Below are 23,554 nucleotides of genomic sequence, written 5' to 3' on the forward strand. Positions count from 1 at the left end.
GTACACGGGCCGGCGGCCCACCCGGCGGCGCCGGTCAGGGTGCGGGATACCGCCGGTCGAGGGCGAGGTTGAGGCGCAGCACGTCGACCACCGGCTCGCCCAGGAAGCCGAGTCCCCGCCCCCGCGTGTGCTCGTCGACCAGGCGCCGGATCCGCGCCGGGTCGACGCCGCGTTCCCGCGCGACCCGGGCCACCTGGATCTCGGCGTACGCGGGCGAGATGTGCGGGTCGAGGCCACTGCCGCTGGCGGTGACGGCGTCGGCGGGTACGGCCGGCTCGTCGGGTGCGTCGCCGCGGACCGGGGTGACGACGCCGCCTTCGGCGACGTAGTCGTGGCCCGGCCGGGCCAGCTCGACCGGCACCCCTTCGTAGCTGGCCAGGAACGGGGTGGCGGGCGCGACCTGGTTGACGCTGACGACCCGGACGACCGGTCCGGTGAACCCGTCGGCGCGGAAGACGGCCAGCACGGCGCCGACGCCGTCGGTGGTGCAGTACGGCCGCCGCCCGTCGACGCCGTCGAGTTCCGCGACGGCCAGGCTGCGGGCGCAGACCTGGGTGAGCAGGCTGCGACCGGAGACCGCGGGGTCGGTGGCGATGGTGTCGACCACGCTTTCCGGGCCGAGGTTGCTGGCGGCGGTGGCGGTCGGGTCGTAGCCGTCGCCGGCCGCCGAGGGACGGGACTGGAAGTAGCGCGGGACGGGGTCGCCGTCGGTGTCGGTGAACGACTGCCCGATCAGCGCGCTGCCGATGGTCCGCCCGCCCGCGCTGATCAGCGACCCGTCGGCCCGGTCGGCTAGGCCGGGGAGCCGGCCGACGGCGACCAGGGCCAGCGGGTAGGCCAGGCCGAGTAGGACGGTGAGGACCAGGACAGCCCGGAGGGCGGCCAGGTGCCGGGCGAGCCAGTTGGGAAGGCGCATCACGAGATCCCCGGGATGGACTGGACGATCAGGTCGATGAGTTTGATGCCGGCGAACGGCGCGACGAGTCCGCCGAGGCCGTACCGCCAGAGGTTGCGGCGCAGCAGTTCGGATGCGCTGGCCGGCCGGTACCGTACGCCGCGCAGGGCGAGCGGGACCAGGGCGACGATCACGACCGCGTTGAAGATCACCGCGGACAGGATCGCCGACTCGGGGCCGGCCAGTCGCATGATGTTGAGCGCGTCCAGGCTCGGGTAGATGCCGGCGAACATCGCCGGGATGATCGCGAAGTACTTCGCGACGTCGTTGGCGATCGAGAAGGTGGTCAACGCACCTCGGGTTATCAGCAGTTGCTTGCCGATCTCGACGATCTCGATGAGCTTGGTCGGGTCGGAGTCGAGGTCGACCATGTTGCCGGCCTCCTTCGCGGCCGACGTACCGGTGTTCATCGCCACGCCGACGTCGGCGCGGGCCAGGGCGGGGGCGTCGTTGGTGCCGTCGCCGGTCATCGCGACCAGCCGCCCGCCCTCCTGTTCCCGGCGGATCAGGGCGAGCTTGTCCTCCGGGGTCGCCTCGGCGAGGAAGTCGTCGACGCCGGCCTCGTCGGCGATCGCCTTCGCCGTACGGGGGTTGTCGCCGGTGACCATGACGGTGCGGATGCCCATCCGGCGCATCTCGGCGAACCGGTCCCGCATGCCGGCCTTGACCACGTCCTTGAGGTGGATCACGCCGAGCGCCCGGGCCGGCTCGCCGTCGACGTGTTCGGCGACGACCAGCGGGGTGCCGCCGGTGCCGCTGATGGCCTCGGCGAGGTCGCCGACCTCGCCGGTCGGGTGGCCGCCGTTGTCGCGTACCCACTTCATCACCGCGGCGGCGGCGCCCTTGCGGATCCGGCGGCTCTTGCCGCCGCCGATGTCGACACCGCCGCCGATGTCGAGGCCGCCGCCGGTGTCGACACCGCCGCCAGCGGCGAGGTCGACGCCGCTCATCCGGGTCTGGGCGGTGAACGGTACGAAGGTGGCCCGCGGCATGAGGCCGGGTTCCCGGGCGCGCACCCCGAAGGCGGTCCCGGCCAGCAGCACCACCGACCGGCCCTCCGGGGTCTCGTCGGCCAGGCTGGACAGCTGTGCCGCGTCGGCGACGGTCGCCGCGTCGACGCCGCCGACCGGCAGGAACTCGGCGGCCTGCCGGTTGCCGAGGGTGATCGTGCCGGTCTTGTCCAGCAGCAGGGTGTCGACGTCGCCGGCGGCCTCGACGGCACGGCCGCTCATCGCCAGCACGTTGTGCTGGACGAGGCGGTCCATGCCGGCGATGCCGATCGCCGACAGCAGCGCCCCGATGGTGGTCGGGATGAGGCAGACCAGCAGCGCGACCAGCACGATGCCGGTGACACCGCCGTCGGTGATCGCCGGGGTGTCGGGGGCGGCGGCCTGGTGGCCCTTGGCGAAGATCGCCAGTGGCTGGAGGGTGACCACGGCCAGCAGGAAGATGACGGTGAGCGCGGCCAGCAGGATGTTCAGCGCGATCTCGTTCGGGGTCTTCTGCCGGTCGGCGCCCTCGACCAGGGCGATCATCCGGTCGATGAAGCTCTCCCCGGTCTTCTGGGTGATCTTGACGACGATCCGGTCGGACAGCACCCGGGTGCCTCCGGTCACCGCGCTGCGATCACCGCCGGACTCGCGGATCACGGGTGCGGACTCGCCGGTGATGGCGGACTCGTCGACGCTGGCGATGCCCTCCACCACGTCGCCGTCGCCGGGGATGATCTCCCCCGCCTCGACCAGGACGATGTCGCCCCGCTGGAGCTCGGGTGCGGGCACCGTCTCCTCGCGGTGGCGGCTCGCCGGCTGGCCCGGCCGCCAGCCGACCAGGCGGGTGGCGACGGTGTCCTTCTTCGCCCGCCGCAGGGTCGCCGCCTGGGCCTTGCCGCGCCCCTCGGCGACGGCCTCGGCGAGGTTGGCGAAGACGACGGTCAGCCACAGCCAGCCGGTGACCGCCCAGGCGAACACCGACGGGTCGGTGCCGGCGAGGACGGTGGTGAACAGCGCGCCGACCTCGACGACGAGCATCACCGGGTTGCGCCACAGGGTGCGCGGGTCGAGCTTGCGCAGCGCGTCGGGAAGCGACCGGATCAACTGCCCGGGGTCGAGCAGGCCACCGCCGACCCGGCCCCGGGCGACCGGTGCGCCGGCGGTAGCGGTGGTACCGGCGCCGGGCGGCGCCGGCGTGGTCGTGGTCATGGCCGTTCCTCTCACGATGGTCACAGCCCTTCGGCCAGCGGGCCGAGCGCGAGGGCGGGCAGGAAGGTCAGCGCCACGAGGATCACCGTGACCCCGGCGACCATCCCGACGAACAGCGGCCGGTGGGTCGGCAGGGTGCCCGCGGAGGCCGGGACCGGCCGCTGGCCGGCCAGCGAGCCGGCCAGCGCCAGCACGAGGATGATCGGCAGGAACCGGCCGAGAAGCATGCACAGGCCGAGGGCGGTGTTCCACCACGGCGTGTTCACGGTGATGCCGGCGAACGCGGAGCCGTTGTTGTTGCTCGCCGAGGTGAAGGCGTAGAGCACCTCGGACAGCGCGTGCGGGCCGACGTTGAGTGCCGTCGAGGCGTTGCCGGTGGCGAAGGCGGCGGCGGTGCCGGCGAGGACCAGGGCCGGGGTGACGAGGAAGTAGAGCGAGGCGAGCTTGACCTCCCGCGCGCCGATCTTCTTGCCGACGTACTCGGGGGTGCGGCCGACCATCAGGCCGGCGACGAACACGGTGATCACCGCGAGGACGAGGATGCCGTACAGGCCGGCACCCACGCCGCCGGGCGCGACCTCGCCGAGCATCATGTTGACCAGCGGGACCATGCCACCCAGCGCGGTGTACGAGTCGTGGAACGAGTTCACCGCGCCGGTCGACGTCAGAGTGGTCGCGGCGGCGAAGGTCGCCGAGTTCGAGATCCCGAACCGGGTCTCCTTGCCCTCCAGCGCCGCCCCGACCGCCTGCGGCACCGTGCCGTGCCCGGTCAGTTCGAAGACGTTGGTCAGCGTGACGCTGGCCAACGCGAGGATCGCCATGACGGCCGCGATCGCGTAGCCCTGCCGGTGCTGGCCGACCATGCGGCCGAAGACCCGGGGCAGGCTGAACGGGATCAGCAGGATCAGGAAGATCTGCAGCCAGTTGGTCCAGGTGGTCGGGTTCTCGAACGGGTGGGCGCTGTTCGCGTTGTAGAAGCCGCCGCCGTTGGTGCCCAGTTCCTTGATGACCTCCTGGCCGGCGACCGGGCCACCGGGGACGAGCTGGGTGCCGCCGGTCAGGGTGGTCACCTCGGTGCCGGCGGACAGGTTCTGCACCACGCCGCCGAGCATCAGCGCCAGCGCGCCGACGACCGAGACCGGCAGCAGGACGCGCAGGGTGATCCGGGTCAGGTCGACCCAGAAGTTGCCGAGTTCGCCGGTACGGCCACCGGCGAACCCGCGCAGCAGGGCGACCGCGACCGCCATCCCGACGGCGGCGGAGAGGAAGTTCTGCACCGCCAGGCCGGCCATCTGCACCAGATGGCCCATCGTCGACTCGCCCGAGTACCACTGCCAGTTGGTGTTGGTCACGAACGACACCGCGGTGTTCCACGCCCCGTGCGGTACGACGGGGTCGAAGCCCAGCGACAGCCACAGGTGGTCCTGCAGGCGCTGGAACGCGTACAGGAACAGGATCGACACGGCGGAGAACGCCAGCAGGCCACGGGCGTACACGCCCCACGTCTGTCCGGCCGTCGCGTCGACCCCGACCAGGCGGTAGAGGCCCCGCTCGACGCGAGAGTGCCGGGTGCCGGACACCGCGCGGTGGAGGTGGTCGCCGACCGGGCGGTAGGCGAGGACCAGGGCCACCGCCAACGACACCACGAAAATGACGCCGGCCGTTGTCGTGGTCATCAGAAACGCTCCGGAAAGAGCAGTGCGGCGACCAGGAACACCGCCAGTCCGATCGCCAGCACCAGGCCGACGGAGTTGACGACGCTCACAGTTTCTCCACGCCCCGCACCACGAGGTCCAAGGCTGCGAACAGCCCCACCGTCAACAGCACGAACACCACGTCGGACACGCTGACTCCTTTGACCGAACCCTTTTCGCGCCCGTTTCGGGCCGCGTGACAACGAATACGCCGCCCGCGATCGGGTGGACAGGGGCCATAACGCGACGATGACGCCCGGGAGCCGTTTCTTGACGCCGTTTTCACGGCGCCGTCCGGTTACCGGACCCGGCCGGGTCCCGGAACCGGGGTCGGTTCGATGTGGTGCCGGCGTACGAACACGACGATCGCCAGGACCACCATGGTGACGATGGCCAGGAGCGAGAGCGGGTAGGGCCGGTCCGGATTCACCTGGCCCGAGATGAGGGAGAAGTCCCACACGGCGTGGATGACGGCCGGCACGGCGATGCCGCCGGACCGGCGCCGGATCAGGTAGAGGAAGTAGCCGGCGACCATGGTCGTCAGGACCTGGACGAAGGCTCCGGCGCCCTCGGTGAGCAGGTTGGCGGTATGGGCCACGGCGAAGATGACCGTGGACCACAGGGCGACCATTCCCTCCCGGAAGCCGTTGGCGCGAAAGACGGTCACGCCCAGCCCGCGGAACATCAGTTCCTCGCCGACGCCGATCAGCGCCGCGGAGAGCAGGAGCGTCAGGGTGAAGGCGGCGCCCTTGCCGGCGAGGGCGGCGTAGTCGGTCACGACGACGGCGCAGGCCGCCATGCCGATGGGCACGACCACGACCCAGCGCTGGACCGGACGGTCGTCCCGCAGGACCGGCGGCCACCAGCGCAGCCACGAGACGACCGCCACCACCAGGACGACCGAGACCGCCTCCGGCAGCGTGATGCCGCGCCACATCTCGTTCAGCGTCCCGGGCGCCGCGTACCTGGTCACCAGGCCACTGGTCAGGGTCAGCGCCAGCCCGTGCAACACGATCAGGTAGGCGACGACCAGGCCGACGAAGGCGAGGACGGACAGGCGTCGCCCCCCGGCCGGCCGGACGGGTTCGCGCCGCGCGGGCCCGCGGGTAGCCATAACCGCAGGGTATTAGCGTTTGGCGCCCTTGACCGCGAGCTTCACGGATGGCGGGCCGACCGCGCGTTCCGGCCGAGAGCAGGCCGTTTCACCGGCCGGTGGGCGGGTACGACGCGGCACCGGTGACGGAGAGGGCGGTCGGCGTGGTGGACCTGGACAGGCTCGGTGACGCGACGGTGGGCAGCACTCCCCCGCACCGGTGGATGACCGCCACCGGCGACACGACCAGCGGGTGCCGACCGTGAGCCCGCAGCCGCTGCCCAGCCCGGTCCTGCGCCCGCCCGGCCCGGCCCGGGACGTCGACCTGACCGCGCTCGCGGCCGACCTGCGCGCCGAGGTCGACGGCGAGGTGCGCTTCGACGCCGGCTCGCGCGCCGCGTACTCGACCGACGCCTCCAACTACCGGCAGGTGCCGCTCGGGGTCGTCGTACCCCGCACCGTCGAGGCGGCGGTGGCGGCGGTCGCCGTCTGCCGCCGGCACCACGCGCCGCTGGTCTCCCGGGGCGGCGGCACCGGCCTGGCCGGACAGTCCACCAACACGGCCGTGGTGCTGGACTGGTCGAAGTACTGCCACCGGGTGCTCGAGGTCGACACCGACACCCGGACCTGCCTGGTGGAGCCGGGCATCGTGCTCGACCAGCTCAACGCCCGGCTGCGGCCGACCGGCCTGGAGTACGGGCCGCGCCCGGCGACGCACGACCACTGCACCATCGGCGGCATGATCGGCAACAACTCGTGCGGCTCGACCGCGCAGCGCACGGGGAAGGTGGTCGACAACGTCGTCGAACTGGAGGTGCTGCTCTACGACGGCACCCGGATGTGGGTCGGCGCGACCGGTGACGCGGAGTACGACCGCATCCAGCGCGACGGCGGCCGGAAGGCGGAGATCTACCGGCAACTGCGCGCACTGTGCGACGAGTACGGGGCCGACATCCGGGCCCGCTATCCGCACATCCCCCGCCGGGTCTCCGGTTACAACCTCGACAGCCTCCTGCCGGAGAAGGACTTCCACGTCGCCCAGGCTCTCGTGGGCTCGGAGAGCACCCTGGTCACCGTCCTGCGGGCCCGGCTGAGACTGGTCCCGGTGGTCAAGGCCAACGCCATCGTGTTCCTCAGCTATCCCGACATCGCCACCGCCGCCGACGACGTACCCCAGGTCCTGGAACACCGGCCGATCGCCCTGGAGGGGATCGACGACAAGCTCGTCGACCTCGAACGACGCAAACACCTGCACCCGCGCGCCCTGCACGACCTTCCCGAGGGCGGTGCCTGGCTGATGGTGCAGCTCGGCGCCGACACGCCGCAGGAGGCGAGGACGGCCGCCGACCGGCTGATCGACGCGATGCGCCGCGACGGCGGGCCGCGGGTGCACGAGTTCGCCGATCCCGTCGACGAGAAGCGGATGTGGGCCGTCCGGGAATCGGCGCTGGGCGCCACCGCGCGGATGCCGGACTCGGACCACACCTGGCCCGGCTGGGAGGACTCCGCGGTCGCCCCGGACCGGCTCGGCGCCTACCTGCGGGGCCTCCAGCGGCTTTTCGAGGAGTACGGCTACCAGGGTGCTTCCCTGTACGGGCACTTCGGGCAGGGGTGTGTGCACACCAGCATCCCGTTCCGGCTGCGCTCCGCCGACGGTGTACGGCGGTTCCGGTCCTTCCTGGAACGCGCCGCCGACCTCGTCGCCTCGCACGGCGGGTCGTTCTCCGGCGAGCACGGCGACGGCCAGGCCCGTGGCGAACTGCTGCCCAGGATGTACGGCGAACGACTGACCCGGGCGTTCGGCCAGCTCAAGGCGATCTTCGACCCGGACGACCGGATGAACCCGGGCAAGATCATGCCCCCGTACCCGCTCGACAGCAACCTGCGGCTCGGCGTCGACTACGACCACGGCGAGGTCGAGACGATGTTCGCCTACCCCGACGACGACGGGAAGTTCGGCGACGCGGTCCTGCGGTGCGTCGGCGTGGGCAAGTGCCGGCGCCACGAGGGCGGGGTGATGTGTCCGTCCTACATGGTCACCCGGGAGGAGGAACACTCCACCCGGGGCCGGGCCCGGCTGCTGTTCGAGATGCTCGACGGCACGGGCCGCGGCGGCACGATCGGTGACGGCTGGCGCTCGACGGCCGTCCGCGACGCCCTCGACCTCTGCCTGGCCTGCAAGGGCTGCCGGGCCGACTGCCCGGTCAACGTCGACATGGCCACCTACAAGGCGGAGTTCCTGTCCCACCACTACGCCGGCCGGTTGCGGCCCCGCTCGCACTACTCGATGGGCTGGCTGCCGGTGGTGGCGGCCGCCGCCGGTCTCGCGCCGCGCGCGGTCAACGCCGCCGCGCACGCGCCCGGGCTCGGCCGGCTCGCCAAGCTGGCCGGCGGGATCGACCCGCGCCGGGACATCCCGGTCTTCGCCGCCGAGTCGTTCCAGCGCTGGTTCGCCCGCCGTACGCCGGCCGGGGACGGCTCGCGCGGCGAGGTGGTGCTGTGGCCGGACACCTTCAACAACCGCTTCCACCCCGCCGTCGGCCGGGCGGCGGTCGAGGTGCTGGAGGCGGCCGGCTGGCGGGTGCGGGTGCCCGGCCGTACGGTGTGCTGCGGACTGACCTGGATCTCCACCGGGCAACTCGGGGTCGCCCGGCGGGTGCTGCGGCGCACCGTGGACACGCTGCGCCCGTACCTGCGGGCCGGCACCCGGGTCGTCGGCCTGGAGCCGAGCTGCACCGCGGTGTTCCGCAGCGACGCCCACGAACTCTTCCCGGGCGACGACGACTTCACCCGGCTGCGCGAGCAGACCGTCACCCTCGCCGAGCTGCTGCACGACCACAGCCCGGGCTGGCGGCCGCCGCGGGTGCCGGCCCGCGCCCTGGTGCAGACCCACTGCCATCATCACGCGATCCTCGGCACCGCCGCCGACCGGGCGGTGCTGGCCGCGGCCGGCGTCGACGCCGACCTCCTGGACTCCGGCTGCTGCGGGCTGGCCGGCAACTTCGGCTTCGAGCGCGGGCACTACGAGGTGTCCCAGGCGTGCGCGGAGCGGGTGCTGCTGCCCGCCGTCCGGGGCGCCGCCGCCACCGACGTCATCCTGGCCGACGGATTCAGCTGCCGTACCCAGGTCGAGCAGGGCGCGGCCGGTGGCCGGTCGCCGATCCACCTGGCCGAGCTGCTGCGCGCGGGGCTGCACGACGGGTCCGTACCGGATCCGCCGGAGTCCGGCTGGGGCGACCGGCCCGGGCCGCCGTCCCGGCGGGCCGGGTGGATGGCCGCCGGGCTCGCCGGGCTCGCCGCCGTCGGGCCGGCCGCCGCGCTCGTCGTACGGGCCGCCGCCCGGCGGCGACGGTGATCCGGCTGTCCGCGACGGCGTACCGGGTGCCGACGGACCTCCCGGGCGGGGACGGCACCCTGGCCTGGACCGACACCACCCTCGTCCTGGTCCGGGCCGAGGCCGACGGGCACACCGGCACCGGGTGGACGTACGGGCCGTCCGCCGTCGCGGCCGCGGTGCCGGAGTTGCTCGACCCGGCGCTGACCGACCTGGAGCCGGACGACGTGCCGGCGGTCTGGTCGGCGATGCGCCGGAACCTGCGCAACGCCGGCCGGCCCGGGATCGCGGGGCTCGCCCTGTCCGCCGCCGACTGCGCCGTCTGGGACCTCAAGGCGCGCCGGCACGACCTGCCGCTGGCCCGGCTGCTCGGCACCGCCCGCCGGCGGGTGCCGGTCTACGGCAGCGGCGGTTTCACCACGTACGACGACGAGCAGCAGCAGCGGCAGCTCGCCGGTTGGGTGCACGGGGACGGGATTCCCCGGGTGAAGATCAAGATCGGTGGATCGTGCGGCACCGAGGTGCCCCGGGACCTGGCCCGGATGGTCGCCGCGCGGCGGACCATCGGCGACGACGCCGAGTTGTACGTCGACGCCAACGGCGCGTACCAGCGCAAGCAGGCGATCCGGGTGGCGAGCGCCGCCGCCGACCTGGACGTGCGCTGGTTCGAGGAGCCGGTCAGCTCCGACGACCTGGCCGGTCTCGGGCTGGTCCGCGACCGGGTCGGGCCGGACGTGGCCGCCGGCGAGTACGGCTTCGACCTGGTCTACTTCCACCGGATGGCGCCGTTCGTCGACTGCCTCCAGATCGACGTCACCCGCTGCGGCGGGATCACCGGCTTCCTGCGGGCGGCCGCGGTCGCCGAGGCGGCCGGCCTGGAGGTCTCCGCGCACTGCGCACCGCACCAGCACCTGGCGGTCGCGGCGGCCACCCCGAACCTGCGGCACCTGGAGTGGTTCCACGACCACGTACGCGTCGAGTCGATGCTCTTCGACGGGGCGGGGCCGGCGACCGGCGGCAGCGTCGACGTCGTCCTCGACCGGCCCGGCACCGGGCTGGAGTTCCGCACCGGGCGGGCCGAGGGATACCGGGTGGCCTGAGCGCCGGCCGCTAGCCGCACGGGTCCACCTGGCCGAGGGTCACCGCGGTCTCCAGCATCAGCGCGTGCACGAACCCCTGCGGCAGGTTGCCGCGCAACTGCCGCTGCCGCACGTCGTACTCCTCGGTGTAGAGGCCCGGTGGCCCGCACGCGGCCCGGCTGCGCTCGAACCACCGGTTGGCGTCCACCACGTCCCCCGCCTGCCACGCCGCCAGGGCCGCGGTGAACCCGCAGAGTAGGAAGGCCCCCTCGGCGTCACCCAGCGGCCGGCGGTCGGGCCGGAACCGGTAGAGGTAGCCGTCCGACGTCAGCTCCCCCAGCACCGCCTGGCGGGTCCGCTCGGTGCGCGGGTCCCCCGCCGGCACCGCGCCCCGGATGCCCGGCAGCAGCAGTGCCGCGTCGACCCGCCCGTCGTCGTACGCCCGCTGCCAGTGCCCCTGCGGGGACAGCCCGTGCACCGCGGTGTCGGCGAGGACCCGGTCGGCCAGCGTCGACCACCGGCCCGCCAGCTCCGCCGTCGCCGACCGGGCCGCCGCGCGCAGTCCCGCCACGCAGGTGAGCTTGGAGTGCGTCCACTGGCGTGGCGGCAGTTCCCAGATGCCGGAGTCGGGATCGGTCCAGCGGCCGGCGATGACGTCCGCGGCCACCTGCATGGCCCGGTAGGCGTCGGTGTCCAGCCGGTCGTGGCGGTGCGCCGCGGCGAGCACCATGAGCACCTCGCCGAAGACGTCGAGCTGGAACTGCTCGCGGACCCAGTTCCCGGTACGACCGTCGGCGCCCGGATAGCCGGGCAGCTCCGGCAGCGACCGCTCGCCCGGCACCGGCCCACCGCACACCGTGTACGCCGGTGCCAACCGGTCCCCGTCGGCGAGGATCCGGTCGGTGACGAAGGCGACGGCGTCGTCGAGCACGTCGTACCGGCCGACCAGGGCGGCGGCCTGTCCGGCGAAGGACTGGTCCCGGATCCAGGCGTACCGGTAGTCGTAGTTGCGGCCGGCCAGCGCCCGCTCGGGCAGCGCGGTGGTGGCGGCGGCGACCATGCCACCGCCGGGGCGCGTCATCCCGCGCAACACGGTGTACGCCAGGGTGGCGTCCCGTTGCGCGGCGCCGGCCAGGGACGGAACCACCGACCGCCAGTGGTGTTCGGTCGTACGCCACAGTTCGCCCGGCTCGGGGCTGGTCCCGGTGAGCGGAGTGGTGGACAGTTCCAGCACGAGGTCGTGCCGGCCGCCGCCCGGCACGACCAGGTCACCGGCGAGGAAGCCCTCGGGCCCCTGGTGGAGATCGCCGCCGCCGGTGAACCGCAGGTGCAGCCCGCCGGTGCGGGCCGTCCACAGGTCGCCGTGCCGGGCGACGTCACGGACCGGTTCCCGGCCGAAGTCGGCACGCGGGTCCAGTGCCACCCGCACCCGCGTCGGCCGGTCCAGCGGGCGGACCTGGCGTAGCAGCACCAGCCGGTCCGCCTCGCCGGGAAAGACGAGTGCCTCCCGGGACTCGACGATGCCGTCCGTGGTGACCCAACGGCTCACCCAGATCAGGGAGTCCGGCTCGTAGTACCCGCCCCACACGAAAGGGTCCGCCGCCGGGGTCACCACGTATCGTCCCGCCCCGCCGAGCAGCGCGCTGAAGACCGCCGGGTCGGACCATCCGGGCGCGCAGAGCCAGCCCACCTCACCCGCCGGCCCCACCAGGGCACCCCGGTGGCCGTCGGCGAGCAACGCGTAATCGCGCAGGACGGCCGGCGCCGTCGCGCCCTTCGCGGCACCGTCAACGTGCGACATCCCGGAGCCTCCACCGCGCCCGGGCCATCCCCGGCCGCCCACGCCACCGTCTGACTGGCCGGAGTTCCCCGGCACGGACCACCGAAACGGGGACGCGGGCCGGAGTCCCCCGGCGCCGGTGGCCGGATGGGCCGGAGCGCCGGTGGAAGCGGCGGGGTGGCCCCCGCCCGGTGGCTGTTCCGCCAGACGCCGACCGCTTTTGGCCTGTTCGGTGCAGGTTCGCGGACCGGGCGCTCCGGCCGTCGGCAGACTACGGCCGTACCTCGTACTCCGCGTCCGTCCGCCGCCCGGAGGTCATGGGCGGTGGCGGGCCGTGGTTCTCGGCGGCGGCGTCGGGCGAACGTCGGATGGAGCCGAAGGGCGCGGGCCGTGTGGGCAGGTGGTGGCCGGAGACGGCGGCGAGGGCCCGGGTTCCGGGCCCTGGGGCCCGGGCTGGTGTCGGGCGCGGCGGACACCGACCCGACGACGGTGGCGACCCTGGTCGTGGTCGGGGCGGCTTCCGGTTACGGGCTGGCGTGGCTGACGCTGTTGGCGATTCCGGCCCTGGCGGTGGTCCAGGTGCTGGCGACCCGGGTCGGCGCGCTGACCGGGCGCAACCTCCAGCGGGCGGTCCAGGACGGCTACGGCCGGCTGGTGAGTTCGTTGCTGCTGGTGTCCGTGCTGGTGGTCAACGTGGTGACCGTGGGCGCCGACATCGCGGCGGGAGCGGCCGCGATCGGCCTGCTGGTCGGGCTGGAGTCGCGGTGGCTGGTTCCGGTGTTCGCGGTCGCGGTGCTGACTTTGTTGTTCCTCGGCGGGTACGACGAGGTCGAGCGGGTCCTGAAGTGGATCATGATCGGCCTGCTCGCCTACGGCGGTGCCGTGGTGCTGGCCCGGCCGGAGTGGTCGGCGGTGGCCCGGGGCAGCCTGCTGCCGCCGATGTCCGTCACCGCGACACACGTCACCGGCGCGCTGGCGATCCTGGGGACCCTGCTGACGACGTACACGTACCTGTGGCAGACGGTCGAACAGGTGGAGGAGAAGGCCGCCGGCAAGTCCCTGCGGATCCGTGAGTTCGACGCCGTGGTCGGCGCGACGCTGGCGTGCGTGATCGGCTGGTCCATCCTGGTGGCCAGCGGGGCCACCCTCGGCGTCCACCACGAGAAGGTCGACACCGCGCAGCAGGCGGCCCAGGCGCTGCGGCCGCTGGCCGGTTCCCTGGCCAGTGAGTTGTTCGCGGTGGGGCTGCTCGCCGCCGCGGTGATCGCGGCCCCGGTCATCATGGCCGCCGGCGGCTACGCGGCGGCGTCCGCGTTCGGCTGGCGGCGCGGCCTGAGCTGCAGCCCACGGCAGGCACCCGGCTTCTACGCGCTGATCGCGGTACAGGCCGTCGTCGGTTCCGTACTGGCGATGGGTGTGGTGAGCCCGATCCGGCTGCTGTTCCTCGCCAGCCTCGTGGCCGGCGTCGTCACGCCGTTCGGGTTGGTGCTGCTGGTGCTCTGCGCGGGAAACCCGAGGCTGGTCGGTGAGCGGCCGATCAGCCGGGGGTTGCGCGCCGCCGGCTGGGTCGTCGCCGCCGGCACTGCCGCCGTCTCGCTGCTGTTCCTGGCCCAGCAGTTCCACCTCGTGCGGCTGTGAGTGTCCGACCGGTGTTCAGCCCGGCCGGCCATGACCCGGCGGACCGCCGGGCAGCCGGGACACCGCCTCCGACACCACGTCCGCCATCTCGGCTCCCGCCGCCAGCTTCGCGGCCGTCCCCCCGCCGTCGAGCAGCAGGGTCAGGGCCGGCCCGAGGTGCTTCACCGAGTCGACGTACGCGGTCAGTCCGGTCCCCCGCAGCACCGCCGCGCTCGCCCGGCCGTGGCCGGGCAGCGGCCGGTAGGTGACGGTGGGCAGGCCGGACGCGATCGACTCCAGGCAGGTCAGCCCGCCGGCGTTCTCGACGACGACGTCCACCGCCCGCATCAGGGTGGGCATGTCGTCGACCCAGCCCAGGACGTGCCCGGGAAAGCCGAGCATGCGGCGGTAGAGCGATTCGTTGCGGCCGCACAGCACCACCGGCAGCGCACGGCCGGTCGCCAGCACGTCCGCGGCGGTACGCCGTACGTCGCCGACGCCCCACGCCCCGGCGGCGACCAGCGCGAGCCGGCCGTGTTCCGGTAGCCCGAACCGTTGCCGTGCCTTCACCTGGCTGATCCCCGGTCCCACGCCGAACCGGTCGGAGATGAGCGGGCGTACGACCCGCACGTCGCCGGCCCCGGCCGCCGGGTCCCGGCCGAGCACCCGCTCGTGGACCACGCAGTAGACATCCACGCCGGGGCAGCGCCAGATCGGGTGCGCCACGAAGTCCGTCACGTAGGTGACCACCGGCGCGGCGAGTCCACCCCGCCGGCGCAGCGGGCCGAAGAGCTGGTTGGCGAACGGGAAGGTCGTCACCACCACCCCCGTGTCGGAGGGCAGCCGGCGCCGTACCCGGCTCCACGCCGGCCGAAGCACACCGCGGATCAGCCTGACCGACGAGGCCGACTCGCCGGTCGCGGCGAACAACGCCTGGTAGCTCCACGGCGCCCAGCGCAGCATGGTGCGGTAGGACTCCCGCACCAGAGCGTGGACGGGGCGGGAGAGCATCGACAGGAAGTTCAGCCGGTCGACCGGAACGCCCCGGGCCGCGAGACGCGCCGCCAGTTCGTCGGCGGCGGCGTCGTGCCCGCCGCCGATGTCGCCGGAGACGATCACGACCCGGCGCCCGGCGCCGCCGGGGCCGACCCCCGCGCCGGCGCGGGCCGGGGTCCACGGACGCGGAGCGAGCCGGGGCGGCGCGGGTCGAGCCAGGTACGCACCCCGCTCCCGCATCACGTCGGCGCGGTTACCCGGCTTCGCCCGGATCATTCCCGCCGGTCACGGAGGGTTTCGGCCCGGCGTCGAGCCGGTCACGGAGGGTTTGGGCCCGTGGTCGAGCCGGTGGTGCCGACGAAGGGGCCCGACGTCGAGCCCACGTGGCCGGGCCCACTCGACGAGACCGGGCACCGCCCGCAGCGTCGCCCGCCACGATCCCGGCGCCGAGGTGCAGTCCGAGTCGTGCAGCAGCACGGTGCCGCCGGCGCCGAGCGTCCGGATCACGGTTCGCTGGATCGCCGTCGCGTTCCGGCCCGCCTCCCAGTCCCTCCCCCAGGCGGTCCACAGACGTGGCAGGAGCGCCAGGCGACGGCAGGCGGAAAGGGCACCCGCCGTCAGCACCCCGTACGGCGGCCGGTACCACTGCGGCACCGCACCGGTCACCTCGACGATCCGGTCCCTGGTCCGGGCGATCTCCCGGTACGTCGACCACGGGGTCCGCCACAGCAGGCAGCGGTGGTCCCACCCGTGGACCGCGACCTCGTGGCCCTGCGCGACGGTCTCGCGCCCCAGCCCGGGGTCGGCGTCCAGCATCCGGCCGAGCAGGAAGAACGTCGCCCGTACGTCCATCTCGGCGAGCAGGCGGAGGAACGCGGGGGTGGATTCGCGGTCGGGGCCGTCGTCGAAGGTCAGCGCGATGCCGGTGGGCGCACCGACGCCGGCCAGGTCGGGGAACGCCCGACGGCGCAGCGCGGAGATCGCGGCCAGCGACGGCGCGGCGTGCGCCAGCAGGACGGCGGCCAGGACGGCGGCCGTACCGGCCGGCATCCGTGCGGGGCGACCGCCGGCCGGATCAGTCGGCCGCACGCCGCGTCGCCACCCGCTGCCGCCAGATCCACAGCGCCACGACCACGGCGACGACGCCGAACAGCACCTCGCCACCGATGCTGAGCCTGCGCTCCAGATAGTGGTAGGAGGCGGCACCGAGGTAGCCCAGGACGCTCACGGCCGCCGCCCAAAGCAGCCCGCCGGTCACGTTGGCGACGGTGAACGGCATCCGCGCCATGCCACCGGCTCCGGCGACCGCCGGCACCACGGTCCGGAGCACCGCCGTCCAGCGGCCCAGCACCACCGCCACCGCGCCCCGGGTACGGATCAGGGCCCGCGCCCGGTCCAGCACCGGCGAGCGGCGTATCCGCTCCGGGGCCCGGGCCAGCAGCACCGGCCCGTAGCGGCGCCCGAGCAGGTAGCCGACCTGGTCGCCGACGGCGGCGCCGGCCGCCGCGACGACCAGCACCGCCCACAGCGGCAGCCGGCCACCGTGGGCCACCACGCCGCCGAGGAGTACGGCGATCTCGCCGGGCACGACGACGCCCAGCAACGTCGAGGACTCCAGCGCGGGCAGGACGAACACCACCACCAACACCAGTACGGGTGGCAGCCCGGTGATCGCCGCCATGACCCGGTCCACAGCTCTGTCGCAACCGCCCGTCTTCCGCACCCGGCTCCGCGTCGAGTGGTGGCCGGCCGACGGCCGGTCTCCCGCCCCCGAACGTACGCGCCGCACGTCACGCCGGGGACCGGATTCGGCCGCCTCGGGGGTCGCCCCGTCCGGCCCGGTACGCCGCCCCACCGATCCGCGCATCAACCAACCGGTTGACCGCGGCACCCATCGCGTTCCCGGCCGGTGCCGGCCACGCGGTCGATTCGGCGCGCGGTGCCGGACGGCACGCTTCGGTCATGGCAATCATCGAGGTAGACAACCTCGTCAAACGCTACGGCGACCACACCGCGGTGAACGGGGTCGGCTTCGCCGTCGAGCAGGGCGAGATCTTCGGCATCCTGGGCCCGAACGGGGCCGGCAAGACCACCACCGTCGAGTGCATCGAGGGACTGCGTACGCCGGACGGCGGCACCATCCGGGTCTGCGGAATCGATCCGCGACAGGACTCCGACGAACTGCGGCAGGTGCTCGGCGCGCAACTGCAGCGCAGCGAACTGCCCGAGAAGCTCAAGGTCGGCGAGGCGATGGAGCTGCACAGCTCCTTCTACCGCGCCCCCGCCGACTGGCGGGAGCTGATCGACATCCTGCGCCTCACCGACAAGCTGGGCACCCAGTTCCGCCGGCTGTCCGGCGGGCAGAAGCAGCGGCTGTCGATCGCGCTCGCGCTGGTCGGCAACCCGAGGGTGGCGGTCCTCGACGAACTCACCACCGGCCTCGACCCGCAGGCCCGCCGGGACGCGTGGGATCTCATCGAGAACATCCGCGACCGCGGCGTCACGATCCTGATGGTCACGCACTTCATGGAGGAGGCGGAGCGGCTCTGCGACCGGCTCGCCGTGATCGACTCCGGCCGGCTCGTCGCCCTCGACACCCCGGCCGGGCTGGTGTCGAAGATCGACGACCGGCAGCGGATCCGGTTCCGGCCGTCCGCGCCGCTGGACCACGCGCTGCTGACCGCGCTGCCCGAGGTCACCTCGGTCGAGCGGGCCGGCGGCCAACTCGTCGTGACCGGCACCGGGAACCTGCTGCTCGCCGTCACCACCGTGCTCGCCCGCCACCAGATCGTCGCCGCCGACCTGCGCGTCGAGCAGACCTCGCTCGACGACGCGTTCGTCGCGCTCACCGGCCGCCCCGCAGACCACTGAGGAGACGTCGTGTCCGCCCTGCTCCGCCTCACCGCCACCGAGACCAGGCTGTTCTTCCGCGAGCCGATGAGTGTGGGCTTCGCGCTCGCGTTCCCGCCGCTCCTGCTCGTCATCTTCGGCGCGATCCCGTCGTTCCGGGAGCCCGACCCCGACCTCGGCGGGCTGCGGATCCTCGACCTGTACGCGCCGATCGTCGTCGCGATGGGCATCACCATGTTCGCGATGACCGGCCTGCCCCAGCAGTTCGCCACCTACCGCGAGAAGGGCATCCTGCGGCGGATGCGGACCACCCCGGTCCGGCCGGCGGTGATGCTCGGCGCGCAGCTTCTGATGTCCACGCTCCTGTCCGTGGTCACGATGCTGGTCGTGCTGGCCCTCGGCCGGCTGGCGTTCGGCGTGGACCTGCCCCGCCAGATACCCGCCTACCTGGTGGCGTACCTGCTGAGTGTGCTGGCGATGTTCGCCATCGGACTGCTCGTGGCCGCGCTGGCGCCCAGCGGCAGGAGCGCCGGCGCGGCCGGGACGGTGCTGCTCTTCCCGATCATGTTCTTCGCCGGCCTGTGGCTGCCACGGGAGGCGATGAACGACGTGCTGCGCACCATCAGCGATTTCACTCCGCTCGGCGCCGGCGTGCAATCATTGCAGGACGCCACGGCCGGTCACTGGCCGTCACTGCCGCACGTGGCCGTCACGCTGGGATGGGCGATCGTGGCCGGCGGGCTGGCCGCCCGGTACTTCCGCTGGGAGTAGGTCGTGAGCATCGAGGCCGAGCTGCGCGAGGAATTCGACCGGTGGGAACGCCGCGAGTACGCGGTCATCAACGTCCTCCCCTACCTCCTCCTGGCGGCGAGCACCGTCGTCACGCTGCTCCAGCGGATCTGGGGCGCGCAGATGCACCTTCCGGCGGTGCTCGGGCTCACGCTCGCGACCACGATCTGGGTGGTCTGGTTCCACACCCGCCCGCAGTGGCATCAGGACGGCCCGCTGATGGGCCTGTACTACGCGGGCCTGATGGTGCTCGGCGGAAGCCTGGTGGCGCTGGCGCCCTGGTACGGCATCTTCACCTTCGTCGGCTACGTCCACGCCTTCCTGCTGCTGCGGGGCCGCTGGCGATACGTCGGCGTCGCCGCCACGTCGATGGTCCAGGCCGTGTCGTACGTCGGCGGCCTGGACCGGATCAGCGCCGACGCCGACGGGTGGTGGGAGTGGGTGGTCGTCGCGCTGGTCACCATGGTGCTGGCCGGGGCGTTCTTCCACTTCGCCGACATGGGTCACCAGCGCAACCATCAGCAGCAACGGGCCCTCGTCGAGTTGCACGAGGCCAACGTCAAGCTCGAGGAGGCGATGGCCGAGAACGCGGGCCTGCACGCCCAGCTGCTGGTCCAGGCGCGCGAGGCCGGGGTGCTGGACGAGCGGCAGCGGATGGCACGGGAGATCCACGACACCCTGGCCCAGGGGCTCGCCGGCATCATCACCCAACTCCAGGCAGCCGAACAGTCACCGGACGAGCCCGCGGTGTCGCGCCGACACGTCACGAACGCGATCAACCTGGCCCGGGAGAGCCTCACCGAGGCCCGCCGGACCGTCCACGCGGTCGGACCGGCGATGCTCGCCGAGGCCCGGCTACCGGACGCGATCGGCGACGTGACCCGGCGCTGGTCGGAGGCGCACCACATCGACGCGATGCTGACGACCACCGGCGACCCCCGGCCGATGCACGCCGACGTCGAGGTGACGCTGCTGCGGGCCGCGCAGGAGGCACTGACCAACGTGGCCAAGCACGCCAAGGCCAGCCGGGTCGGACTGACCCTGTCGTACATGGAGGACCTGGTGACGCTGGACGTACGCGACGACGGGGTGGGTTTCGAGCCGGACGCCAGGCGGGTCAACGGTTCCACGACCGGAGGCTTCGGGCTCGCCGGTATGCGGCAGCGGGTGCAGCGGCTCGCCGGCCGGCTGGACATCGAGTCGGAGCCGGGCGGCGGCACCGCGATCTCGGCGACCGTACCCGCCATCCCGGCGGGAGCCCGGTCGTGATCTCGCTGTTGATCGTCGACGACCACCCGGTGGTGCGGGACGGGCTGCGGAGCATGTTCAGCGCCGACCCGCGCTTCGAGGTGCTCGGCGAGGCCGGTGACGGCGCGGAGGCCATCGCGGCCGGCGAGCGGCTGCGACCCGACGTGATCCTGATGGACCTGCGGATGCCGAGGACCGACGGCGTCGTCGCCATCAGGGAACTGGCGAAACGCGGCGTCCCGGCGCGGGTGCTGGTGCTCACCACGTACGACACCGACAGCGACGTCCTGCCGGCCATCGAAGCCGGTGCCACCGGCTACCTGCTGAAGGACGCGCCGCGCGAAGAACTGTTCCGCGCGGTGGAGGCGGCGGCGCGGGGGCAGGCGGCGCTCTCCCCCGCCGTCGCGACCCGGCTGATGGGACAGATCCGCCAGCCCGCGTCCGAGCCGCTGTCCCAGCGCGAACTGGAGGTCCTGGAGCTGATCGCCCGGGGCTCGACGAACCGCGAGGCGGCGAAACGGCTGTTCATCAGCGAGGCGACGGTCAAGACACACCTGCTGCACGTGTACGCCAAACTCGGCGTCAACGACCGGGCGGCGGCCGTGGCCGAGGGGTTCTCGCGCGGCTACCTGACGCCGCGGGCCTGACGGGCCGGCGGCCGCCCCACCCGTCGCGGTCCGGTCACCGGCGGGCGAACGCGGCGGCCAACTCGTCGTCGTACGTGGCGAGGGGCCGGCCGTCGGCCGCGTACGCCACGAGCCGGCCGTGGGCCATCGTCGCGGCCCGGAAGGAGAACGTGCGGGAGCCGGGGTAGGCGGCGAGCAGCGGGATGACCCTGGGCGCGCCGCCGGGCGCCGAGTAGTACTCCAGGCGGTCCACCTGCCCGGACACCACCCCGTTGACGCGTACCTTCGTCGGCTCGACGGCGGTGCCGAAGGTGACCGGCTCCGGGCCGCCGTACGCGGCGCACTCGGCGGCGCCACGGCAGACGAAGAAGTAGCGGGGATTGGCCACCTCGGCCAGGGAGTAGGCCTTGAAGGTCGGATCGGCTCCGGCCGGCAGCGGCTGTACGGCGAAGAACGCCAGCGTGGCGGTGGCCGCGACGCCGACCCGTAGCCACGCCCGGCCGGCGGTCCCGTGACGGCGTACCCGGGAGGCGGCGACCGCGACGCCACCGAAGCCGGCCAGGCAGAGCACGCAGGCGCCGATCGTACGGGCGTTCTCCAGCAGGAACTGGACCCCGGGTCGGGTCGAGACCGGGCCGAGCGCCACGCCGAGCGAGACCACCATCGTCAGCAGCAGGGCGGCCCCGGCGACCCGCCGGGCCACACCGGTCGATCCGATCAAAAGCATCCCGGCCAGTACGGGCCAGATCTGGTGGTGGGTCCAGGAGACCGGCGAGGCGGCCACCGTGGCGCAGCCGACCAGCACCGCGGCGTGCCCGGGGCGCCCGTCGGCGGTGAGCTGCCGGGCCCGCCAGAGCGCGACCAGGCAGATGGCGGCGACCAGGGCGGCCCACACGAACGGCAGGGTGGCCGGGGGCAGTCCGATCCGCATCAGCATCCCGTGCACCGACTGGTTGCCCAGCGAGGCCAGGTCGCCGATCCGCGACGTCTGCGCCACCGTACCGGCCCAGTAGGTCCAACTCTCCCCCGGCAGCACCACGGCGGCGACCGCCGCGCAGGCCAGGAAGGCCGCCGTCGCGCGGGCGGCGTCACGGTAGCGGCGGGCGGCGAGGAAGTACGCCACGAACAGCAGCGGGGTCAGTTTCACCGCGGCGGCCACCCCGACCAGCACCCCGCGCCACCGGGAGGGGACGATCCTCATGCCGTCCAACAGGGCCGCCAGCACGATGAAGATGCTCACCTGCCCGAAACGCAGGTTGCTCTGCACCGGCGCGGAGAGCATCAGCACCGTCGCCGTCGCCGCGACGACCAGCGGCCCGCTGAACCGCCCCGTCGAGGCGCCGGACGGGGCGGTGGCCAGGACCCGGCCGACCGGCACCGCGACGGCGATCACGGCGGCGACCGTCAGCAGCAGCCAGGTCACCTCCAGCACCGGCGCGGAAAGCACCGCGACCGGCCAGAGCACCAGGGCCGCGAACGGCGGATAGGTGAACGGGCCGCCGTTGGCCGCCTCGTATTCGTAGAGTGGCCGGCCGGCGAGCAGGTCGGCGAGCGCGCCCCGGTAGATGTAGAGGTCGGAGAGATGGTCCGGGCGGCGCAGCACCAGGCCGATGGAAACCGCCGCAACGAGTGCGAACACGGTCCACAGCAGAATCACCCGACGGTCTCGCATCCGCTGAGGATAGAAAGAGCGCTCAAGCCCACAGTCCAGGCTTTGGTGCCGCCACCGCGAGCGGGTTGGGTTTTGGCGGTGGGTGGTGTCAGGATGCGTCCGCCCGGCCGAACCGGGCGAGTTCGGCGCGGACGTATCCGACCCGGCGGGCGCCCGCCCGCCGGACACGGCGATCTCGTGGGCCAGGTCGTGTGCGGCTTCGAGGCGATGCCCGTTCCAGGAAGACATCAACGTCGCCAACACGCTTTTGAGACGGACCAGAGACCATTTCGCACACGGAAGCCGGCATCACCGGTTCCTCTACAATGCCTCAGCGAAACGCAAACTTCCGACCACCAAGAAGATCACTGCGACGAGCCGGCCCGGTTGAAACGAACCCGTTGACCGGGGTGGTGCACGCTGAGATCGGTCGCCCAGAGCCATGGACTCCAGATGGCAGCGTTGCCAACCAAAGTGAAGAAAAACCGCATAGTTGATCTCTGGAGCACCAGGTCAGGAAGCCTGTTCCCCGCGCACGCGGGGGTGATCCCATGTTCGCCTGATTCTTTTCACAGGGGGCCTTCTGTTCCCCGCGCACGCGGGGGTGATCCCGGGGTCCGGTAAAACGTATCTCGGGTATGAATCTGTTCCCCGCGCACGCGGGGGTGATCCCGCGTGGCGCCTGCAAACATCATTGAAAAGGGTCTGTTCCCCGCGCACGCGGGGGTGATCCCGTATTATCCACAGGCTTTAGTGTGAATGGAATCTGTTCCCCGCGCACGCGGGGGTGATCCCGGTTCCCGTACGCGATACCACCCTGTCCCACCCTGTTCCCCGCGCACGCGGGGGTGATCCCGGACGTCGAAGAATTTGCTTCTTCTCGCCGTTCTGTTCCCCGCGCACGCGGGGGTGATCCCGCGTTACGTCGGATCCGTTTTCCAATCTCGACCTGTTCCCCGCGCACGCGGGGGTGATCCGCGCCACGGTCGCAGCTTTTGCGGTACGCTGCACTGTTCCCCGCGCACGCGGGGGTGATCCCTCCACCGGGGCCGTTTGCTATTCCTAGCCTTGCTGTTCCCCGCGCACGCGGGGGTGATCCCGGGCCACCGGTGCCGACCACCCTGCCGTGGTTCTGTTCCCCGCGCACGCGGGGGTGATCCCCGTTCATCTCGGCGTTGGACCGCTGATCAAGCCTGTTCCCCGCGCACGCGGGGGTGATCCCAGGACAAGGCCCGCGTCCACGAACTCGTCGACCTGTTCCCCGCGCACGCGGGGGTGATCCCTCGGCGATCAGGAACCGGCGGGCGTCGAGATACTGTTCCCCGCGCACGCGGGGGTGATCCCCAGTCGTAGATCCGCTCGAAGACCGGCTTCATCTGTTCCCCGCGCACGCGGGGGTGATCCCCGCCGGCGTGACGATCGGCTTCGTCTGCGGCCCTGTTCCCCGCGCACGCGGGGGTGATCCCAGTCCCTTGGCCTTGTCGACCGCGAGATCGAACTGTTCCCCGCGCACGCGGGGGTGATCCCGCGAGCACAGCGAGGATCAACACCGCGGTGAACTGTTCCCCGCGCACGCGGGGGTGATCCCCGAGACGCAGCTACTGGAGAGCCTTGCCACTGCTGTTCCCCGCGCACGCGGGG

Annotated in this window: 17 protein-coding genes and 1 CRISPR repeat array (1 of these 18 only partly in view); of the genes, 7 read left to right on the forward strand and 10 right to left on the reverse strand. The window is 72.9% G+C overall.

The features are described from left to right. Positions 1–34 precede the first annotated feature (34 nt). The 5 genes from AB0M79_RS02270 to AB0M79_RS02290 all read right to left on the reverse strand — a co-directional run bounded on the left by AB0M79_RS02270 (position 35) and on the right by AB0M79_RS02290 (position 5,964). The gene (locus AB0M79_RS02270; RefSeq protein WP_364206956.1) at positions 35–916 is read right to left on the reverse strand and encodes a potassium-transporting ATPase subunit C; all 882 of its coding nucleotides are present in this window, start codon (positions 914–916) and stop codon (positions 35–37) included. Then, positions 916–3,156: a potassium-transporting ATPase subunit KdpB gene (gene kdpB / locus AB0M79_RS02275; RefSeq protein WP_364206958.1), complete on the reverse strand. Its 2,241-nt coding sequence runs from the start codon at positions 3,154–3,156 to the stop codon at positions 916–918. The genes AB0M79_RS02270 and kdpB overlap by 1 nt, the downstream gene beginning before the upstream one ends. 20 nt (positions 3,157–3,176) lie before the next feature. Beyond that, positions 3,177–4,832 carry a potassium-transporting ATPase subunit KdpA gene (kdpA, locus tag AB0M79_RS02280; protein WP_364206960.1) on the reverse strand — a complete coding sequence of 552 codons (1,656 nt, stop codon included), beginning with the start codon at positions 4,830–4,832 and terminating at the stop codon, positions 3,177–3,179. Then, positions 4,832–4,921 (reverse strand): K(+)-transporting ATPase subunit F, encoded by a 90-nt coding sequence (kdpF, locus tag AB0M79_RS02285; protein ID WP_212817665.1) that lies wholly within the window; start codon positions 4,919–4,921, stop codon positions 4,832–4,834. The genes kdpA and kdpF overlap by 1 nt, the downstream gene beginning before the upstream one ends. A gap of 227 nt (positions 4,922–5,148) precedes the next feature. Then, positions 5,149–5,964 carry a type II CAAX endopeptidase family protein gene (locus tag AB0M79_RS02290; protein WP_364206963.1) on the reverse strand — a complete coding sequence of 272 codons (816 nt, stop codon included), beginning with the start codon at positions 5,962–5,964 and terminating at the stop codon, positions 5,149–5,151. Positions 5,965–6,205: 241 nt separating this feature from the next. On the opposite strand from AB0M79_RS02290, the gene AB0M79_RS02295 reads away from it, so the two are divergent. Both AB0M79_RS02295 and AB0M79_RS02300 read left to right on the forward strand, forming a co-directional pair. Then, positions 6,206–9,298 carry an FAD-linked oxidase C-terminal domain-containing protein gene (locus AB0M79_RS02295; RefSeq protein WP_364206965.1) on the forward strand — a complete coding sequence of 1,031 codons (3,093 nt, stop codon included), beginning with the start codon at positions 6,206–6,208 and terminating at the stop codon, positions 9,296–9,298. Between the two features lie 26 nt (positions 9,299–9,324). Next, positions 9,325–10,377, forward strand: coding sequence for an enolase C-terminal domain-like protein (locus tag AB0M79_RS02300; protein ID WP_364206967.1), 1,053 nt, complete (start codon positions 9,325–9,327; stop codon positions 10,375–10,377). Positions 10,378–10,387: 10 nt separating this feature from the next. Here the strand turns inward: AB0M79_RS02300 and AB0M79_RS02305 are convergent, their stop codons facing one another. After that, a complete protein-coding gene (locus AB0M79_RS02305) occupies positions 10,388–12,157 on the reverse strand; it encodes a glycoside hydrolase family 15 protein (RefSeq protein ID WP_364206969.1) in 1,770 nt (589 codons plus the stop codon). A gap of 435 nt (positions 12,158–12,592) precedes the next feature. Between AB0M79_RS02305 and AB0M79_RS02310 the strand changes: the two genes are divergently transcribed. Then, positions 12,593–13,774 carry a divalent metal cation transporter gene (locus AB0M79_RS02310; protein ID WP_364206971.1) on the forward strand — a complete coding sequence of 394 codons (1,182 nt, stop codon included), beginning with the start codon at positions 12,593–12,595 and terminating at the stop codon, positions 13,772–13,774. 15 nt (positions 13,775–13,789) lie between these two features. Here the strand turns inward: AB0M79_RS02310 and AB0M79_RS02315 are convergent, their stop codons facing one another. Genes AB0M79_RS02315 through AB0M79_RS02325 form a run of 3 tightly spaced genes read right to left on the reverse strand, consistent with a single transcriptional unit; the run spans position 13,790 to position 16,430 of the window. Then, entirely contained in the window at positions 13,790–15,025 is a 1,236-nt protein-coding gene (locus AB0M79_RS02315; RefSeq protein ID WP_364206973.1) for a UDP-N-acetylglucosamine--LPS N-acetylglucosamine transferase, read from the reverse strand. A 9-nt stretch (positions 15,026–15,034) separates the two neighbouring features. Further along, a complete protein-coding gene (locus tag AB0M79_RS02320) occupies positions 15,035–15,799 on the reverse strand; it encodes a polysaccharide deacetylase family protein (protein ID WP_364206975.1) in 765 nt (254 codons plus the stop codon). Positions 15,800–15,824: 25 nt separating this feature from the next. Then, positions 15,825–16,430 carry a DedA family protein gene (locus AB0M79_RS02325; protein WP_364206977.1) on the reverse strand — a complete coding sequence of 202 codons (606 nt, stop codon included), beginning with the start codon at positions 16,428–16,430 and terminating at the stop codon, positions 15,825–15,827. Between the two features lie 281 nt (positions 16,431–16,711). Here AB0M79_RS02325 and AB0M79_RS02330 point away from each other — a divergent pair, with 281 nt between their 5' ends. Genes AB0M79_RS02330 through AB0M79_RS02345 form a run of 4 tightly spaced genes read left to right on the forward strand, consistent with a single transcriptional unit; the run spans position 16,712 to position 20,283 of the window. Beyond that, a complete protein-coding gene (locus AB0M79_RS02330; RefSeq protein WP_364206979.1) occupies positions 16,712–17,620 on the forward strand; it encodes an ABC transporter ATP-binding protein in 909 nt (302 codons plus the stop codon). A 9-nt stretch (positions 17,621–17,629) separates the two neighbouring features. Further along, positions 17,630–18,370 (forward strand): ABC transporter permease, encoded by a 741-nt coding sequence (locus AB0M79_RS02335; protein ID WP_364206981.1) that lies wholly within the window; start codon positions 17,630–17,632, stop codon positions 18,368–18,370. A 3-nt stretch (positions 18,371–18,373) separates the two neighbouring features. Further along, positions 18,374–19,657 (forward strand): sensor histidine kinase, encoded by a 1,284-nt coding sequence (locus AB0M79_RS02340; RefSeq protein ID WP_364206983.1) that lies wholly within the window; start codon positions 18,374–18,376, stop codon positions 19,655–19,657. Continuing rightward, positions 19,654–20,283: a response regulator transcription factor gene (locus AB0M79_RS02345; RefSeq protein WP_364206985.1), complete on the forward strand. Its 630-nt coding sequence runs from the start codon at positions 19,654–19,656 to the stop codon at positions 20,281–20,283. The genes AB0M79_RS02340 and AB0M79_RS02345 overlap by 4 nt, the downstream gene beginning before the upstream one ends. Before the next feature lie 34 nt (positions 20,284–20,317). Here AB0M79_RS02345 and AB0M79_RS02350 read toward each other — a convergent pair whose 3' ends face one another. Continuing rightward, positions 20,318–21,934 carry a glycosyltransferase 87 family protein gene (locus AB0M79_RS02350; RefSeq protein WP_364206987.1) on the reverse strand — a complete coding sequence of 539 codons (1,617 nt, stop codon included), beginning with the start codon at positions 21,932–21,934 and terminating at the stop codon, positions 20,318–20,320. 501 nt (positions 21,935–22,435) lie between these two features. Then, positions 22,436–23,554: direct repeats of the CRISPR family, unit length 29 nt; unit sequence CTGTTCCCCGCGCACGCGGGGGTGATCCC; it runs 192 nt beyond the window's last position.

This window comes from Polymorphospora sp. NPDC051019 (assembly GCF_040683055.1).
In the GTDB taxonomy this organism is placed as follows: domain Bacteria; phylum Actinomycetota; class Actinomycetes; order Mycobacteriales; family Micromonosporaceae; genus Polymorphospora; species Polymorphospora lycopeni.